The organism is Dyella sp. (genome assembly GCF_051962475.1).
In the GTDB taxonomy this organism is placed as follows: domain Bacteria; phylum Pseudomonadota; class Gammaproteobacteria; order Xanthomonadales; family Rhodanobacteraceae; genus Dyella_A.
In genome coordinates, this window is sequence record NZ_JBQCCF010000019.1 from 30,616 (window position 1) to 46,348 (window position 15,733).

Sequence of the window (15,733 nt, forward strand, 5' to 3'; positions counted from 1 at the left end):
GCGCGTCGCCTGGGTTTCAGAACTGTGCTCGCCGTGGCAGCTTCCAGCCCGGGCGCACGAAGTGGCAGGTGTAGCCGTTGGGGTAATGCTGCAGGTAGTCCTGGTGCTCCGGTTCGGCTTCCCAGAAGTCGCCAGCGGGCGCGACCTCGGTGACCACCTTGCCCGGCCACAGGCCGGAGGCTTCGACGTCGGCGATGGTGTCCTCCGCTACGGCCTCCTGCTCGGGGCTGGTGTAGAAGATCGCCGAGCGGTAGCTCATGCCCACGTCGTTGCCCTGGCGATTACGCGTGGTCGGGTCGTGGATCTGGAAGAAGAACTCCAGCAGCGCGCGATAGCTGGTGACGACCGGGTCGAAGATGATCTCGATCGCCTCGGCGTGGGTGCCATGGTTGCGATAGGTGGCGTTCGGCACGTCGCCGCCGGAATAACCCACGCGGGTGGCGAGCACGCCCGGTTGGTGGCGCACCAGCTCCTGCATGCCCCAGAAGCAGCCGCCGGCGAGGACGGCGCGTTCGGTCTGGACTGTCATGGCTCGTGCTCCTCAGTGGTTGGCACGGACGGATATTGGGCGGCCGTGCAGCAAAAGCAATCCGGCGACCTCGTCGGCGGCTGTGCCGACCGCGCGGTCCGCACGATTTCAATCCAGATGACCCAATGCGAAGGGGCGACGCCGCATCGACGTCGCCCCTGGGTGGTGCGGGTGCGTGGCCTTGCTGGGGCGCCGCAACGGTCGGATCAGGGGGACTTGTGGCCGTCCGCGGAGGCGGCGCACTGATCGTTCTCACAGGCGAAATCTACCTCGGCACCACGCCCCACGGTCAACGGAATGTTCGGCCGGGTGTCGACGGCCTTGTCGTCTTTCATCAGCGACACCGAGTAGATTCCCATCGGCAGCGCCCGCAGGTCGTAGCGGCCGTCGTCCTTCACGGTGGTGGTGCGCTTGAGGCCGGAGCTGCTCTTGGCGACCACATGCTGACCGGCCGGGCCCCAGCCGAAGATGTGCGTACTGGTCGACTGCGCGAAGGCGGCGCTGCCGGCGAGGATCCCGGCGGCAGCCAGGGCGATGCTGAGGATCAGGCGGGACGTGCGGCGGGGGAAAACGTGGCGGGCGGCCGCGGTGCTGCAGATATCCATGAAACGCTCCATGTCGGGTGGCGATTGACGTTTGTGACGGACTCAGCAGAACGCAGAATCCGTCGCCGAGTATAGGCACGCTACGCGCACTGGCGAATCCCCGGTGCAGCGCGCCACGTCCATCTGCGCCGGGCGAGCAACCATCGGGCCCGTCGGTATCGGCGTCTTGTGGGGGATGATGCCGTGAGCTCACGGCCGGAGCCGGTCCGATGCAGGCACGCTCAATCGAGCGGCCAGGGCATCTGCTCTTCGTTCGCCTCGTTGCGCTGTTCGGATGGTGCCTCGTGCACAGGGGAAGGGTCGGCGACGGGCTCGCTGGACCCTCGCCACCACGGCTGGGCTGGGCGCCGTTCGAACGGCTCCAGGGGTTCGCCCAGGCGCGGCAGCAGCAGATGGGCGCGGGCCGGGTCGGCCAGCGAGAGCAGGGTTTCCACCGGCTCGTCCCAGGCGTGGGTGGACAGCGCGAAGGTGCCCCAGTGCACGGGCATCAGCACACCGCCGCCGAGCAGCTCGTGTGCCTGCAATGCGTTGGCCGGGCCCAGATGGATATCGCCCCACGACGGGTGGAACGCGCCGACCTCCAGCATCACCAGGTCGAACGGCCCGAGTCGGTCGCGGATGTTGGCGTACTCGGTGGTGAGGCCGGTGTCGCCGCTGAAGAACACGCGATGGCGTTCGCCTTCGATCACCAGCGACGACCACAGCGTGAGGTTGCGGTCTTTCAGGCCTCGGCCGGAGAAATGCTGCGATGGCGCCGCCGTGATGGTGAGGCCGGTGCCAGGCACGCGATGGCTGTCCCACCACGCCAGCTCGGTGATCCGCTCCGGCGCGATGCCCCAGGCTTCGAGGTGCGCGCCCACGCCGAGCGAGGTGATGAAAGGCACGCGCGATTTGGCCAGCGCGCGGATGGTGGGGTAATCCAGATGGTCGTAGTGGTCGTGCGAGATCACCACCGCATCCACCGGCGGCAGTTCACGCAGAGCGATCGGCACCGGCTGGAAGCGCTTCGGTCCCATCAGCGTGAACGGCGAGGCGCGCTGACCCCACACCGGATCGGTGAGCACGCGCCAGCCGTCGATCTCGATCAGCACGGTGGAGTGGCCCAGCCAGGTCGTGCGCAATCCGCTGGCGGGGCGCGCCGACCAGCCCTCGCGCGGATCGACCGATGGCAGGGGCGTTGTGGGTATGCGGCTGGGATCGCCGCGCAGGAAGTCGCGCAGGCTGGGCCTCGGCGCAGCCGGATCGCGCAGGCCGGGCAGGATCGGGTGTACGTTGCGCAGGCGTTCGCCGTCCCACAGCGGCAGCGAACGCAGTCGTTCGAGACGTTCGCCCTGGGCGGTTTTTCCGAAGGAGCGCATGGGGCCTCGTGCGAGTCGGTGAGGGAAGTCCTAGTGCATGGGTACGGAGCGCGCCACTCGCAAGATGCCCGTGTCGAAAGTCGGGGGGCGAGCCACATGCACGGCGCCCATGAACGCGCGATGCTGTGACCACCCTTCCTCAATCGAGAGCCGCCATGCGCCTGCGATCCCTGGTTTCCTCCGCGTTGCTTCCGCTCGTGGCGATGAGCCTGGCAGTTTTCCAGCCGGTTCACGCCACGGGCGATACCTCGGCCGAGCGCAAGGCGGTGCTCCACGTGATCGATCAGACCTTTGCCGCCATGGCGGCGCACGATGCGGCCGCGATGCGTGCCCTGCTGGTGCCAGGCACGGTGTTCTCGGTGCGCAAGCCCGGCGGGACGATCAAGATGGAGAGCGATGAGGACTTCCTGCACGCGCTGGCGACCGGCAAGGGCGAATGGCGCGAGCGCATCTGGTCGCCGCAGGTGCTGATCGACCATGGCCTGGCCCAGGTGTGGGCGCCCTACGACTTCCACCTCGACGGCAAGTTCTCCCATTGCGGCATCGACAGCTTTGCGCTGGTGCAGGATGCCGGCGGGCAGTGGCGCATCAGCGCCATCGCCTACAACGTGCAGGTAGAGGGCTGTCCTACCGGTCCGAAGCCCAGCTCGAAAGCCGCGGTCAGCCGCCCGGCGACGCATTGATGGCCTCCGACGCCGACTTCGTCGGCTACGTCTGCGAGCAGGCCGGGCTTGGCGACGCCTTGTCGTACCGCAAGATGTTCGGCGAGTACGCGCTATACCTGGACGGCCGGGTGGTGGCGCTGGTGTGCGACAACATGCTGTTCGTGAAGCCGACCGCGGCCGGTCGCGCCCTGCTCGACACGGTGGAGGAGGCGCCGCCGTATCCCGGCGCCAAGCCCCATTGGCGCATGGACGAGGTGCTCGACGACGGCGAACGGCTTGGCCGCCTGCTCACCGTTACGGCGGCGGCTTTGCCGCTGCCCAAGCCGAAGGCCCCGCGCCGCCGCTGATCGTCGTCAGGAGGCGCGGAAAGCCGCGTCGATCAGCGCACGGGCGATCGCTTCGGCCGGTCCGCTGCGCACCAGTGGCGCTGCCTCGCCGGCCCACAGATTGACGAAGTCGTCGCTGCCCTGCGGCTCGGTGCGGGCGCGCAGCGGGGCCAGTGCGGTGCCGGCGGTGGGGAAGGCGGGCACGTCGTCCGACATCGGCCCCAGTTCGTGCATCAGCCGATTGACGATGCCGCGGGCGGGCCGGCCGGAGAACAGGTTGGTAACCGCCGTCTGCGCGGCCCGCGGCGACTGCAGCGCAGCTCGGTGGACCGGGCGCGTGCGTGCCTCGTCGCTGAGCAGGAACGCGGTGCCCAACTGCACGCCGACGGCGCCCAGCGAGAGGGCGGCGCGGACGCCACGTGCATCGCCGATGCCGCCGGCGGCAATCACCGGCACGCCGACCGCATCGACCACCTGCGGCAGCAGCGCGAACAACCCCGGCTGTGTCGTCGCATCGGCATCCAGGAACGAGCCGCGATGGCCGCCGGCCTCCCAGCCCTGGGCGATGATCGCGTCGCAGCCGTGCCCGGCCAGCCAGCGCGCCTCGGCCACCGTGGTGGCGCTGCCCAGCACGCGCGCGCCGCAGGCCTTGACTCGATCCAGCAGGGTCGATGCGGGCAGGCCGAAGTGGAAGCTCACCACCGCCGGACGCAACGCTTCGACCACGGCGCAGACGTCCGCGTCGAACGGACGCCGCTGCGCCGCGCTGGCCTGGGTGTCGCGCGGCAGGCCCAGCGCGTCGTAGTACGGCGCCAGTCGCTCACGCCAGCGCGCGTCGCGCGCGGCATCGGGCGCCGGCTCGGCGTGGCAGAAGAAATTGAGATTCAGCGGCGCCTCGATCGCCGCCCGAAAACGCGCCACCTGCGCGCGCAGCGTGTCGGCGTCCAGCATCGCGCAGGGCAGGGCGCCCAGTCCGCCGGCACGGGCCACGGCGATGGCCAGTGCCTCGTCGGCCACGCCGACCATCGGCGCCAGCAGTAGCGGATGCTCGATGCCGAGCAGTCGGGGCAGGCGGGTATCGGTGGAGGTCATGGCGCGCTCCGTTGGGACGGGCCCCTATTGTCGCGCCTCTACACGCGCGCAGGTCGATCAGCCGCGCAACCCCAGCGCGGCCCGCGCCTCGGCGAGGAACTGATCTTCCTGGTCGCGAGCGGGCAGGTTGGAGGCGATCTGCACCAGCGCGCGGTCGATGCTGCCGGGCACGCCGAGTGCCTCGTCGCACAGCAGGCCAGCGATCGGCCCGAGATAGTTGAGGGCGATGCGCTCGATGGTGGCGCGCTGCTCCTCGGAGAGCCCCTGCGCGTTGACGTTGACGGCGCCCACGCGGCGCGCCGCCGGTGTGGCTGCGGCCGTCGCGGCACTCTTTTCGAAGCCGCCCATCAGCCAGCTGAGCGACGCTTCGCCCAATGACACCCGGGCAGCACCCGCCGCGGCCGGGTCGGCCTGGAAGCGCGCCCGGCCGGCCGGCACCTTGGCCAGCAGTTGCACCGCCTCGTCGCTGCGGTGGCGGCTGAACACTGCGTCCTCGATCTGGCCGCTGCGCAGCCGGATCGTGCAGGAGTGATTGTCTTCGGTGACGACGAAGAAAAAGCCCGATGCCTTCTGCAGCGCAAGCGCCTTGAGATCGCGCAGGATCTCGATCAGTGGGCGGAACTCGTTGGCCATGCCGGTGTGCCTCTGTGAGTTCGAGCGTGCGTGGAGACAGTGAGCCTCAGCGCTTGCTCAGTCGATCCATCGCCAGTCGCACGCTGTTGGAGAGACGGGCGATCGCCCGCGCCAGCGTACCGATCTCGTCCTTGAGGTTGACCTCGTCGATCGTGTGGTTCCACTTGCCCAGGCTCAGCTCCTCGGCCACCGCGGTGAGGTGCTGCACCGGCTTGAGCACGCGGCTCCAGATCAGCGCCGACTGCAGGCCCAGCAGCAGCAGGCACACCAGCAGGCCACTCGCGCCGATCCAGATCGACTGCCGCACGATCACGTGGTTGACGTCGCTCTTGGGGTACGCCGACACCAGCGTGAACCCCCAGTCCGGCACGTCTTGGCGAGTGATCACCCAATCGGCCGGGGCGGTGGCGACGATCTTCGCCATGATCGCCGGATCGATGGTGGCGCCCGTCTTGGAGTGAAAACGCAGCTTGCCCTTGGAGTCGAACAGCGCGATGAAGCCCGAGTCGAGCACGCGGCTCTGGCTGATCACGCGATCGAGCGATTCCAGGTCGGTCTTGTATCCCACGTACCAGATGCCGATGGCGCTGGAGCCGCCGGCCGGGTAGATCGGCTCGTAGCCGGTGACGTACGGGTTGCCCAGGATGTCGACCACGCCGTAGAAACTCTCGTCCTTGCGGATCTGCGCGATCACCGGGCCGTTGGGATCGAGGATGGTGCCGATCGCGCGGCTGCCGTCGTCCTTCTTGACGTTGGTGGAGACGCGCACGAACTGCTCGCCGGTGCGGGAGAACAGCGTGGCGGTGCCGTCCATGGTGGCCGTGACGCTGTCCACCAGTTCGAACCGGTTGCCCTGCGGCGTCTTGCCGAGCACCAGGTCGTTCACCGGACCATCGTGGCCAGGCACGGTGATCTGGCCGCCCACGCTGGCCTGGCCGATCGCGTCGCCCTCCTTGCGCAGCAGTCGCATGGCGTTGTGCACGCGTTCGAGCATGATCGAACGGGTCACCGAGAACAGGCTCTGCAGGGCGCTGGTCTGCCGGTCGATGGCGGTGGATGCCTCGGCCCTCACACGGTTGGCCTCGGTGGTGGCGAGAACCAGCGTGGCCGCGACGACCAAGGCGAGCACCAGAGCGAGCACGGGCAGCAGCAGGCGAACCCGCAGCGAGTGACGAAGCATGACATTCCCCCTGAATGTTTGGCTTGCAACGACCGATTGTCCGACTGCCGAGTTACGCCGGGCAGGACAGGTACCGGCGACGAAGGCAGCTGCCCCAGGTCGGCTGGGCAGGTCAAGCTAGCGCATGAACGTTACGGATGGACGTCTATACATCTTTTCGATGGCAATCTGGCTACCGGCTGCGTATCGAACTGTGCGGTAGCTCACGCTTGCCGGCCTGCCACGGTGACGGTGGACGCAGTTGCATCCACTGGCCCGTGCATGCCCCTTGGCGTAACGTGCATGGAGGGTCGGTTCGTCGACGGACGCAGACAGGAGTCACCATGCCCAGCACAGCCCGCATTGTCCTTGCCGCCCTGGCCTGGGGGGGGCTTGCGGTCGCCCAGGCCCAGACCGGGCCGACCCTTCCAGGAGTGACGGTGACCGCGCCGTACACCAGGAGCTATGGCGGCTACCTGATCTCCGGAAATTTCAGGGTCGACCCGCGCATGCCGCAGGTGGTGTTTCCGGCCGAGGCGCTGGTGAAGGACGACATCCTCAGCGTGCAGCCGTTGCGGCTAGCGGACAACGAGTACCTGGTGGTGCAGGAGTGCGCCAGCGCGGACTGCCGCATGGCGCACCTGGTACGGGTGTGGAACGTCGATGGCGCGGTGGGCATGAGCGATGGCAACGGGCCGATGCAGCACGCGCCGAACCGCATCTGGATCAAGCACGAAAACAAGTACTTCATCTGGCTGCAGCGCATGCCCGAGATTGCGCGCGCCTGCGATGCCTGTGCCTTGTGGTTCCAGTCGTTCGAACCGCTCAGCCCTCCGATGACGCTGTACCCGACCGGGCAGGAGGCCGCGGCCAACCGCGTGCTGCTTGAGTCCCGGCCGCCGCAGGCAGTGCCGGTGGTGCAGCAGACGCACGAGGGCTCCACCTTCGTGGTGCGTTTCGAGGGCGGCGCCACGGTGCGCATCCGCCGCATGCACGCGGCGGGCTGAGGCCCGGCCGATCTTTCGCACTCAGCGTGCCGCCTGCGGATGCCACGCCGTGGCAGCACCGCCCGCGTAGACTGTGTGGTTCCGCGTCGACACGAGTCGTTGCGGCTGCCTTTTACGACCCGAGTCTTGCGCATGTTGTCGATCGTCTCTGCTGAGTCTTTTTCCGCTGGCTTCCCACTGGGCGTAAAGCCGTGAGCGGAGTCGACCGGGACGAGGCCGACAACGCCTGCGTGCGCGTGCGTGGCGCGCGCGAGCACAACCTGAAGAACCTCAGCGTGGACATCCCGCGCGACGCGCTGGTGGTGTTCACCGGCGTGTCCGGATCGGGCAAGTCCTCGCTGGCTTTCGGCACGATCTACGCGGAGGCGCAGCGGCGCTATTTCGAGTCGGTGGCGCCGTACGCGCGGCGGCTGATCGAGCAGGCCGGCGTGCCCGCGGTGGAGCGCATCGACGGCCTGCCGCCGGCGGTCGCCCTGCAGCAGAGCCGCGGTGGCACCAGCACGCGTTCCACCGTCGGCAGCCTCAGCACGCTCTCCAACGCGCTGCGCATGCTGTACTCGCGCGCCGGCGACTATCCGCCGGGAAAGGCGTTGCTGGAATCGGATGCGTTCTCGCCGAACACGCCGGCCGGCGCGTGTCCGGACTGTCATGGCCTAGGTCGGGTGTTCGACGCCACCGAGGAGTCGATGGTGCCCGACCCGTCGCTGAGCATCCGCGAGCGCGCCATCGCCTGCTGGCCGCAGGGCTGGCAGGGCAAGAACTACCGCGACATCCTCACCACGCTGGGGTACGACGTGGACCGGCCGTGGCGCGAGCTGCCGCGCGAGCAGCGCGACTGGATCCTGTTCACCGACGAGCAGCCGGTGGTGCCGGTCTACCGCGACGTGGCGCCGGACGTGGCGCAGGCCGCCTACGCGCGCGGCGAGCCGGGCAACTACAAGGGCACCTACGTGAGCGCGTGCGCCTACGTGATGCACAGCTTCGCGCAGAGCGAGAGCGCAGCGATCAAGCAGCGCGTGGCGCGCTACTTGGTGGCGCGCCCGTGTCCGGCTTGCGACGGCCGGCGCCTGCGGCCCGAGGCGCTCTCGGTCACCTTCGGCGGACACGACATCGCCCACGCCTCGGGCCTGCCGCTGCGCGAACTGGCACGGCATCTGCGTGCCACGCTGGACGGTCTGGTGGCGCGCGACGACGGGCATCCGGAAAAGCGGCTGGTCGCCGCGCGTATCGTCGCCGACGTCGGCGCGCGCATCGACACCCTGGTCGAGCTCGGCCTCGGTTACCTCTCGCTGGAACGCAGCACGCCCACGCTGTCGCCGGGCGAGCTGCAGCGGCTGCGCCTGGCCACGCAGCTGCAGGCGCAGCTGTTCGGCGTGATCTACGTGCTGGACGAGCCCTCCGCCGGCCTGCACCCGGCCGATACCGAGGCGCTGCTACGCGCGCTGGCACGGCTGAAGGCCGGCGGCAATTCGGTGTTCGTGGTGGAGCACGAGCTGGACGTGATCCGCGCGGCGGACTGGGTGGTCGACATCGGCCCCGGTGCGGGCAGCCAGGGCGGCGAGGTGCTGTACGCGGGGCCGCTGGCCGGGCTCGCTGCGTGCGCAGACTCCGCTACGCGCCGCTACGTATTTACTGAGGCGAAGACGGTAGTGCATGCGCCACGCACACCGTCTGGCTGGCTGCGCTTCGAAGGAGTTACCCGCAACAACGTCGCCGGGCTGGACGTGGCGTTCCCGCTGGGCGCGATGACCGCCGTCACCGGTGTCTCCGGTGCGGGCAAATCCAGCCTGGTGAGCCAGGCGCTGGTGGAGTTGGTGGGCCGCGCACTGGGTGTGGCTGCGGCCAGCGAGGACGAGGGCGACGAACTGCTGGGCGAGGGTGTAGCGCCGGCTGGCGGCCGCATCGTCGAAGGCATGGATACGATCACCCGGCTGGTCACCGTCGACCAGCGCCCGATCGGCCGCACGCCGCGCTCCAACCTGGCCACCTACACCGGCCTGTTCGATCACGTGCGCAAGCTGTTCGCCGCCACGCCGGAAGCGCGCAAGCGCAAGTTCGACGCCGGCCGCTTCTCCTTCAACGTGGCCAAGGGGCGATGCGCCACCTGCGAGGGCGAGGGCTTCGTCTCGGTCGGCCTGCTGTTCCTGCCCTCGGTCTATGCGCCGTGCCCCACCTGCCGCGGCACGCGCTACAACAAAGACACGCTGGCGGTGCGTTGGAACGGCCGCCACATCGCCGAGGTGCTGGCGCTGACCGTGGACGACGCGGTGGTGTTCTTCGGCGACGCCGCGCCGGCGCTGGCGCGCTCGCTTGCCACCTTGCGTGACGTCGGCCTGGGCTACCTGCGGCTCGGCCAGCCGGCGACGGAACTCTCCGGCGGCGAGGCGCAACGCATCAAGCTCGCCACCGAGCTGCAGCGGCAGGCGCGTGGCCACACGCTGTACGTGCTGGACGAACCCACCACCGGCCTGCACCCGGCCGACGTCGACCGACTGATGGCGCAGCTGCACGGACTGGTCGAGGCCGGCCACAGCGTGATCGTGGTCGAGCACGACGGCCGCGTGATCGGCGCCTGCGACTGGATGATCGATCTGGGCCCCGGTGCGGGCGACGAAGGCGGTCGCATCGTGGCGCAGGGCGTGCCGGCCGAGGTGGCTGCGGCGGGCATCGGCGTCACCGCACGCCATCTGGGGCGCTGACCCCGCTCGATTTCACGGCGCCAGCGGCGCGGTCCGTCGCGCCATCCGGGCCTCCGTCGCGTACCGCTCGCTGACGGAACACCGCTTGCCCAGGATCTGCCTCGTGCCGGGGCGCAGCCTTGTCTGCCCGGCACGGGACCCGCTCGCCGTCGCGCTTTCGGGTGATCCATCTCGGCATTCCACGCCGCCCGACCGGGCGGGCGGAATGGCCGACGGCGTGCCGCGCCATGGCTGCGCGGCGAGTCCGGGAGGACGCCATGCGCAGCGTAGGTTCCAACCCCCACGAGGCCCGCATGCCACGGGCTGGCGGCGCCCCGCCGTGTCCTCAAAGCCTGCATCTCCCCTGCGATCTTGCAGCTCAGGGTGATGGCGTCGGCCCTACGGCCACGCCAGGAAATCACCCGATGACCCGCCACATTCGGGCCGCTCAATTCGCCTTCGCCTTGGCCGCCCTCGTCATGGCCAGCGCCGGCATGGCGCAGCGTGCCGGGCTTGTCGACGAAGCTACGCCACATGCCGTGGGGGGGGAGGCGCCGGCAGACGATCGCACCGTGGTGGCGCTGGCCAGAGTGCGCGGGCACGACTTGCCCGTATATCGGATCGGCGAACTGCGCGCACCGGACACACCCACCGGCATGGACGGCTTCGCGGTGCGCGTCGCCTACGTGCTGCGCGGCTGGACCCGCGAGCATGGCGTGGAGGCGATCGGCAACCTGTGCCGCACGCCCGACGGCGGCGAATGGGGCACCACGCTGCTCACCGTCGGTGCCCACGTCGCCAGCCCGGTCACCAACGCCTGTCCTGCGGGCATGCTGGCCACCGGCGTGGACATCCACAGCCATCCACAGCGCCAGCACTATCGCGCCAACGCCGTGGACGAGATCTTTGTCGGGCGCGTGCTCGGTGGGACGGTCACGACGCGCCCGGACACCTTCGGCCCGGACGACTATGGGCACCCGGGCTACATGGTGGGCCGCATCGGCCTGCACTATCAGCACGGCCTGGATCGGGTGCGCCTGGTGCGCGACATGCGCCTGCCGGCACCGCTCGACCCAGCCGGCGACATGCGGCGCATGGCCAGCGTGGGCGAGCCCGTGCGATGGCTGACGGTACTGCCTCGCCAGCGGGCGGGCGGCATGGCAAGCCCTTAGCGCGGGTCACGCCGTGGATGCCGCGATTCTGGCAGGCTCTGTTTTTTGCCTGCAGGAAGACACCATGTCCCGACTCGCCGAGTTCCCGATCGCCCAGCGCTGGCCCGCACAGCATCCCGACCGCCTCCAGCTGTACTCGCTGACCACGCCCAACGGCGTCAAGGTGTCGATCATGCTGGAGGAAACCGGGCTGCCCTACGAGGCGCACCGCATCGACATCATGCAGAACGAGAGCCATCTCCCCGAATTCCTGGCGCTCAACCCCAACGGCAAGATCCCCGCGATCATCGATCCCCACGGCCCCGGCGGCGAGCCGCTGGCGCTGTTCGAATCCGGCGCCATCCTGATGTACCTGGCCGACAAGTCCGGCAAGTTCCTGCCCGTGGACCCGGCGCGGCGGTGGGAGACGATCCAGTGGGTGTTTTTCCAGATGGCCGCCATCGGTCCGATGTTCGGCCAGGTCGGCTACTTCCATAAGGTCGCCGGCCGCGAGATCGAGGACAAGCGTCCGCTGCAGCGTTACGTCACTGAGTCGCAGCGTCTGCTCGGCGTGCTCGACGGACGGCTGGAAGACCGCACCTGGCTGATGGGCGACGACTACACCATCGCCGACATCGCCACCGTAGGCTGGGTGCGCAACCTGATCGGCTTCTACGAGGCGCGCGAGCTGGTGCAGTTCCATCGCTACGCCCACGTCGCCGCCTGGCTTGATCGCGCGCTGGCTCGGCCGGCGGTGCAGCGCGGGCTGGCGATCCCTGCCAGCAACTGAGCGGGCGCGGTGGGTGACCCAGCGGGAGGGCGGCGAGTGCGATAGCGGAAGCGCCGACGCGCGGTAGTCGATGAAGCGCCAAACACGCGGGTGCCGCGCCGCCCGCGTCCCGCCACAAATTCACTCTGGCTTCGCCCGCCACCGCACCGCATGCTCGCGTCTTTGCCCTCAACGGAACGGACGCCATGCAACGACTCCCCGGCCTGGACACGCTGCGCGCGCTGGCGATCGTTTCGGTGATGGCCTTCCACTCCTGGGTGGTGGGCGGCATGGGGCCGCACTTTGATCCCCTGGTGCGCTACGGCTGGGTGGGTGTGGACATCTTCTTCGTGCTCAGCGGCTTCCTCATCGGCTCCCAGGTGCTGGCGCCGCTGGCGCGCGGCGAGCGCCTCGCGCTGGGCGACTTCTACCGCCGTCGGGCGTATCGCATCGTGCCCGCGTTTGCAGTGGTGCTGTCGCTGTACCAGTTTGCGCCGGCGCTGCGGGAGCTGCCCGGCATGGCGCCATGGTGGCAGTTCGCCACGTTCACCATGAACCTGTTGATCGACTACCGCAGCCAGCCGGCGTTCTCGCACGCCTGGTCGCTGTGCGTGGAGGAGCATTTCTACCTGCTGTTCCCGCTGCTGGCGATCGGCCTGGCGCGGCTGCGTTCGGGTCGCGCGATGGCGGTGACGGCCGTGCTGGTGGTGCTCGGCGGCATCGCCCTGCGCAGCGCGCTGTGGTGGCACGACACGGCGCTGCAGCCCGATCGCAACTGGTACATCGAAGATCTGTACTCCCCCACCTGGGCGCGGCTGGACGGCCTGTTCGTCGGCGTGCTGCTGGCCGCGATGAAGACCTTCCGCCCCGCGTGGTGGAGCCGTGCACAGCGGTATGCGCGAGCGTCGATGTGGTGGGGCCTGGGGATCACCGGCATGGCCCTGGTGCTGTTTCGCGACCGCGCCGGTCTGCTGGCGAACGCGATCGGCTGGCCGCTGCTGTCGGTGGGGCTTGGCCTGCTGGTGTTCGCAGCCGCGGGGGCGAACAGCGCACTCGGTCGCTGGCGCGTGCCGGGCGCGGCCTGGCTGGCCGGCATCTCCTACAGCCTCTACCTCAGCCACAAGATCGCCTACCACCTGGTGCAGGTCACCCTGGGCGATCGGCTGCATGGCGTGGCGATCTTCGCGGTCTACGCTGCCGCCGCGCTGGCGTTGGGCAGCGCGCTTCACTTGGGTGTGGAGCGGCCGTTCCTGCGTCTGCGTGATCGGCGGGCGGTAAGCAGGGCACTGCCTGCCGCCGCCTGATCGTCAGGGCCGCATGCTGCCGGTGTCCAGCAGGCGCTGGTGCCAGGACAGCGCCTCGGGCAGCAGGTGTGGCGTGTGCAGCGCCTGGCTGTGCAACCAGGCGCGGTCGACGTAGTCCTGCAGCAGCGGGCGGAAGTCCGGGTGCGCGCAGTGGTGGATGATCGCGTGCGCGCGTTGCCGCGGCGACAGCCCGCGCAGGTCGGCCAGGCCCTGTTCGGTGACCACCACCGACACGTCGTGCTCGGTGTGGTCGACGTGGCTGACCATCGGCACGATGGTGGAGATGGCGCTGCCCTTGGCGGTGCTGGGCGTCATGAAGCAGGCGATGAAGCTGTTGCGCGCGAAGTCGCCCGAGCCGCCGATGCCGTTGATGATGCGCGTGCCGGCCACGTGGGTGGAGTTGACGTTGCCGTAGATGTCCGCCTCCACCATGCCGTTGAGGGCGAGGCAGCCGAGGCGGCGGATAAGCTCGGCGTGGTTGGAGATCTCCTGCGGGCGCAGCACGATGCGCTGGCGGTAGTGGTCGATGTGCGCCACGAAATCCGCCACACCCGCCGGGCTCAGCGACAGCGCGGTGGCCGAGGCCATGGTGATCAGGCCGTCGCGGATCAGCCCGAGCATCGCGTCCTGGATCACCTCGGTATACGCGGTGAGCTGCGCGAAGCCGCCTTCGCGCAGCCCCTCCAGCACCGCGTTGGCGATGTTGCCTACGCCCGACTGCAGCGGCAGCAGATGTGCCGGCAGGCGGCCACGCGCCACCTCGTGGCGGAAGAACTCCACCAGATGACCGGCGATGCGTCGGCTGGTGTCGTCGGGCGCGGCGAACGGGGTGAGCCGGTCCGGCCCGTGCGTTTCCACTACTGCCACCACTTTGGAGGGGGTCACGCGCAGATAGGGCTCGCCGATGCGCTGGCCGGGCGAGGTCAACGGGATCGGTACGCCGTGAGGCGGCGGCGGGCAACTGGCGATGTCGTGCATGCCCTCGAGCGCGGCCGGCTGGTCGACGTTGACCTCCAGAATCACCGCGTCGGCCAGTTCCAGCCAGGTGGCGTTGTTGCCCACCGAGGTGGAGGGCACGAGCCGGCTGTCCGGCAGGATCGCCGCCACTTCGATCACCGCCACGTCGATCTTGCCGAAGAAGCCCGAGCGCGCGAACTGCGCCACGTGGCCGAGATGGATGTCCATGTAGTCGATCTGCCCGCGGTTGATGCGTTCGCGCAACTCGGGATCGGACTGGTAGGGCAGGCGGAAGTCGATGCCGCCGGTGCGCGCCAGCACGCCGTCCAGCTCCGGCGCGGTGGAGGCGCCGGTGAGCATGCGGATGCCGAAGCGCTCGCCGTGTTCGTGCGCCGCGGCGATGCGCGCGGCCAGCGCCAGCGGCACCTGCTTGGGGTAGCCCGCGCCGGTGAAGCCGCTCATGCCCACGGTCATGCCGGGCCGGATGAAGCCGGCGGCGTGGTCCGCGCTGGCGAGACGGGTGGCGAGGAGGGGGCAGCGGATGTGCGAGCTCATGATCGATGTCCGGGGGCAGCCGCTGGCATCCTAGGCCCGGCCGCAGCAGCGGCATTGACCTTGATCGCCTGTGGCTCACTACACTGCTGCCAGCAGCGGGAACGGGGGAATACATGCGCACACATCACCGGGCCGCCTGGGTGCTGACTATGCTGGTCATGCTGTTGCCGTCCGGCGGCATCAGCGCAACTGACACACTTTCGCCAGTCACCGTGTCGGTCACCGACACCTGGCCGCAGGGTGACGACATCACCCTCGGCCGCAACCAGAACTTCTACCTGCGCTTGGCCTACCGCAGCCCCACGCCGGCCGGCATCTGGATCCAGCCGTATTTCCACGGCGAGCCAGCGAAGGTCGGCAGCAGCCCGTCGACGCGCTACAGCGGCGAGGGCGAGGCGCTGGGCTGGTTCTTTTTCATGCAGCCGGGCGACGAGGTGGACGAGATCCGCATCACCGCCGGGGACGGCCGCCTGGACCACACGCCCGTAGTGGCCACGTATCCAGTGCACCTCACCGGCGGATTCGAGCCGGCGGCGGACGAGGCGCCGCCCGAATGGGTGGAACGCCTGCGTGCGCGCGACAAGGCGCAGCAACAGGCCGCGCGGCAGCAGGCGGCGAGCGAGCCGGTGAGCGCGGGAAGCATCGCGTTCTTCAGCGCCTTCATGCTGGCGATGTTCGCCATCGGCCTGATCGGGCTGGTCGCCCCGGCCTGGGCGCTGTGGCGATGGCGCGGCCTGTGGCGTGGACTGGCCGCGATTCCGGCTGCGGTGATGGCGTGGGCCGTGCTCAACATCGTGGTGGGCGTGGCACGTGATCCCAGCTCGCACAACCTGTGGCCGTTCGAGATACTGATGTTCGGCGGCTTCAGCGCCGCGAGCATGGCGGTGCTGGCGCTGTTCCGTCGGGTATTCCGACGTTCGGCGTAAGGCGGTGCGCCTCCCGCGA

General features: G+C 69.4%; 15 protein-coding genes. 8 read left to right on the plus strand and 7 right to left on the minus strand.

Features of this window, described 5'->3' with window-relative positions; genetic code table 11:
• Positions 1-16: 16 nt before the first annotated feature.
• The 3 genes from msrA to ACTHJF_RS03880 form a co-directional block, all read right to left on the minus strand.
• Positions 17-529, minus strand: coding sequence for a peptide-methionine (S)-S-oxide reductase MsrA (gene msrA / locus ACTHJF_RS03870; RefSeq protein WP_440265935.1), 513 nt, complete (start codon positions 527-529; stop codon positions 17-19).
• 206 nt (positions 530-735) lie between these two features.
• Entirely contained in the window at positions 736-1,134 is a 399-nt protein-coding gene (locus ACTHJF_RS03875) for a carboxypeptidase-like regulatory domain-containing protein (protein WP_440265936.1), read from the minus strand.
• Between the two features lie 221 nt (positions 1,135-1,355).
• On the minus strand, positions 1,356-2,492 hold the full coding sequence (locus tag ACTHJF_RS03880) for an MBL fold metallo-hydrolase (RefSeq protein WP_440265937.1): 1,137 nt from the start codon (positions 2,490-2,492) through the stop codon (positions 1,356-1,358).
• A gap of 155 nt (positions 2,493-2,647) precedes the next feature.
• Here ACTHJF_RS03880 and ACTHJF_RS03885 point away from each other — a divergent pair, with 155 nt between their 5' ends.
• Positions 2,648-3,175 carry a nuclear transport factor 2 family protein gene (locus tag ACTHJF_RS03885; RefSeq protein ID WP_440265938.1) on the plus strand — a complete coding sequence of 176 codons (528 nt, stop codon included), beginning with the start codon at positions 2,648-2,650 and terminating at the stop codon, positions 3,173-3,175.
• Entirely contained in the window at positions 3,175-3,504 is a 330-nt protein-coding gene (locus tag ACTHJF_RS03890; RefSeq protein WP_440256826.1) for a TfoX/Sxy family protein, read from the plus strand. The genes ACTHJF_RS03885 and ACTHJF_RS03890 overlap by 1 nt, the downstream gene beginning before the upstream one ends.
• A 6-nt stretch (positions 3,505-3,510) precedes the next feature.
• On the opposite strand, the gene ACTHJF_RS03895 is transcribed toward ACTHJF_RS03890, so the two are convergent.
• Genes ACTHJF_RS03895 through ACTHJF_RS03905 form a run of 3 tightly spaced genes read right to left on the minus strand, consistent with a single transcriptional unit; the run spans position 3,511 to position 6,388 of the window.
• The gene (locus tag ACTHJF_RS03895) at positions 3,511-4,575 is read right to left on the minus strand and encodes an NAD(P)H-dependent flavin oxidoreductase (protein ID WP_440265939.1); all 1,065 of its coding nucleotides are present in this window, start codon (positions 4,573-4,575) and stop codon (positions 3,511-3,513) included.
• Between the two features lie 57 nt (positions 4,576-4,632).
• Positions 4,633-5,208: a hypothetical protein gene (locus ACTHJF_RS03900; RefSeq protein WP_440265940.1), complete on the minus strand. Its 576-nt coding sequence runs from the start codon at positions 5,206-5,208 to the stop codon at positions 4,633-4,635.
• A gap of 46 nt (positions 5,209-5,254) precedes the next feature.
• Complete coding sequence (locus tag ACTHJF_RS03905) at positions 5,255-6,388, minus strand: Cache 3/Cache 2 fusion domain-containing protein (protein ID WP_440265941.1); 1,134 nt, start codon at positions 6,386-6,388, stop codon at positions 5,255-5,257.
• Between the two features lie 323 nt (positions 6,389-6,711).
• On the opposite strand from ACTHJF_RS03905, the gene ACTHJF_RS03910 reads away from it, so the two are divergent.
• From ACTHJF_RS03910 to ACTHJF_RS03930, 5 genes are all read left to right on the plus strand, one after another.
• Positions 6,712-7,374 carry a hypothetical protein gene (locus ACTHJF_RS03910; protein WP_440265942.1) on the plus strand — a complete coding sequence of 221 codons (663 nt, stop codon included), beginning with the start codon at positions 6,712-6,714 and terminating at the stop codon, positions 7,372-7,374.
• Between the two features lie 191 nt (positions 7,375-7,565).
• Positions 7,566-10,073, plus strand: a complete 2,508-nt coding sequence (locus ACTHJF_RS03915; protein WP_440265943.1) for an excinuclease ABC subunit A — start codon at positions 7,566-7,568, stop codon at positions 10,071-10,073.
• Between the two features lie 404 nt (positions 10,074-10,477).
• Positions 10,478-11,224 (plus strand): hypothetical protein, encoded by a 747-nt coding sequence (locus ACTHJF_RS03920; protein ID WP_440265944.1) that lies wholly within the window; start codon positions 10,478-10,480, stop codon positions 11,222-11,224.
• Between the two features lie 64 nt (positions 11,225-11,288).
• The gene (locus ACTHJF_RS03925; RefSeq protein WP_440265945.1) at positions 11,289-11,993 is read left to right on the plus strand and encodes a glutathione S-transferase N-terminal domain-containing protein; all 705 of its coding nucleotides are present in this window, start codon (positions 11,289-11,291) and stop codon (positions 11,991-11,993) included.
• Between the two features lie 185 nt (positions 11,994-12,178).
• Positions 12,179-13,276 carry an acyltransferase family protein gene (locus tag ACTHJF_RS03930; protein ID WP_440265946.1) on the plus strand — a complete coding sequence of 366 codons (1,098 nt, stop codon included), beginning with the start codon at positions 12,179-12,181 and terminating at the stop codon, positions 13,274-13,276.
• 3 nt (positions 13,277-13,279) lie between these two features.
• Here the strand turns inward: ACTHJF_RS03930 and ACTHJF_RS03935 are convergent, their stop codons facing one another.
• Complete coding sequence (locus ACTHJF_RS03935) at positions 13,280-14,788, minus strand: acetyl-CoA hydrolase/transferase family protein (protein WP_440265947.1); 1,509 nt, start codon at positions 14,786-14,788, stop codon at positions 13,280-13,282.
• Between the two features lie 113 nt (positions 14,789-14,901).
• Between ACTHJF_RS03935 and ACTHJF_RS03940 the strand changes: the two genes are divergently transcribed.
• A complete protein-coding gene (locus tag ACTHJF_RS03940; protein WP_440265948.1) occupies positions 14,902-15,714 on the plus strand; it encodes a hypothetical protein in 813 nt (270 codons plus the stop codon).
• Positions 15,715-15,733: the final 19 nt, after the last annotated feature.

Excerpts from the sequence above, each read along its gene's own strand:
- msrA (WP_440265935.1), bottom strand. The coding sequence starts at position 529 with ATGACAGTCCAGACCGAACGCGCCGTCCTCGCCGGCGGCTGCTTCTGG.
- ACTHJF_RS03875 (WP_440265936.1), bottom strand. The coding sequence starts at position 1,134 with ATGGATATCTGCAGCACCGCGGCCGCCCGCCACGTTTTCCCCCGCCGC.
- ACTHJF_RS03880 (WP_440265937.1), bottom strand. The coding sequence starts at position 2,492 with ATGCGCTCCTTCGGAAAAACCGCCCAGGGCGAACGTCTCGAACGACTG.
- ACTHJF_RS03885 (WP_440265938.1), top strand. The coding sequence starts at position 2,648 with ATGCGCCTGCGATCCCTGGTTTCCTCCGCGTTGCTTCCGCTCGTGGCG.
- ACTHJF_RS03890 (WP_440256826.1), top strand. The coding sequence starts at position 3,175 with ATGGCCTCCGACGCCGACTTCGTCGGCTACGTCTGCGAGCAGGCCGGG.
- ACTHJF_RS03895 (WP_440265939.1), bottom strand. The coding sequence starts at position 4,575 with ATGACCTCCACCGATACCCGCCTGCCCCGACTGCTCGGCATCGAGCAT.
- ACTHJF_RS03900 (WP_440265940.1), bottom strand. The coding sequence starts at position 5,208 with ATGGCCAACGAGTTCCGCCCACTGATCGAGATCCTGCGCGATCTCAAG.
- ACTHJF_RS03905 (WP_440265941.1), bottom strand. The coding sequence starts at position 6,388 with ATGCTTCGTCACTCGCTGCGGGTTCGCCTGCTGCTGCCCGTGCTCGCT.
- ACTHJF_RS03910 (WP_440265942.1), top strand. The coding sequence starts at position 6,712 with ATGCCCAGCACAGCCCGCATTGTCCTTGCCGCCCTGGCCTGGGGGGGG.
- ACTHJF_RS03920 (WP_440265944.1), top strand. The coding sequence starts at position 10,478 with ATGACCCGCCACATTCGGGCCGCTCAATTCGCCTTCGCCTTGGCCGCC.
- ACTHJF_RS03925 (WP_440265945.1), top strand. The coding sequence starts at position 11,289 with ATGTCCCGACTCGCCGAGTTCCCGATCGCCCAGCGCTGGCCCGCACAG.
- ACTHJF_RS03930 (WP_440265946.1), top strand. The coding sequence starts at position 12,179 with ATGCAACGACTCCCCGGCCTGGACACGCTGCGCGCGCTGGCGATCGTT.
- ACTHJF_RS03935 (WP_440265947.1), bottom strand. The coding sequence starts at position 14,788 with ATGAGCTCGCACATCCGCTGCCCCCTCCTCGCCACCCGTCTCGCCAGC.
- ACTHJF_RS03940 (WP_440265948.1), top strand. The coding sequence starts at position 14,902 with ATGCGCACACATCACCGGGCCGCCTGGGTGCTGACTATGCTGGTCATG.